The sequence below is a fragment of the Rhodococcus sp. PAE-6 genome (assembly GCF_025290685.1).
Taxonomy (GTDB): domain Bacteria; phylum Actinomycetota; class Actinomycetes; order Mycobacteriales; family Mycobacteriaceae; genus Rhodococcus; species Rhodococcus pyridinivorans.
This window is the reverse complement of the sequence record NZ_JAOCLZ010000280.1, coordinates 1-230: the sequence shown is the minus strand read 5'-3', so window position 1 is coordinate 230 and position 230 is coordinate 1. Positions and strand designations below refer to the sequence as shown.

1 protein-coding gene is annotated in these 230 nt (G+C 63.5%); it reads right to left on the bottom strand.

What is annotated here, in order from left to right:
* Nucleotides 1-230: type VI secretion system Vgr family protein (locus NVV99_RS27030; RefSeq protein ID WP_260783360.1), on the bottom strand; the 230-nt coding region annotated here is incomplete at both ends.

The following is a 230-nucleotide window of genomic DNA, read 5'->3' as shown; positions in this document are numbered from 1 at the left end:
AACAGCAATCCGGAGCCGGCACGCACGCTGCCGCTGTCATCCGTTGCAAGCGCTGCGCCGTGGCCGAGGTCACCTTCGCGGGAGTTGTCCTTCTGGTCCTTGTGGTGGCCGAGCGTGAGCGCGCTCGCCGCTTGCGTCGTAGCAAGCTGAGTGCGACTCTGGCCAGCCGTATCGTCGAACAGCAACTGATTGTGGCTGCCAGTGCCATCTTGGCTATTGCTCAGTGCCTG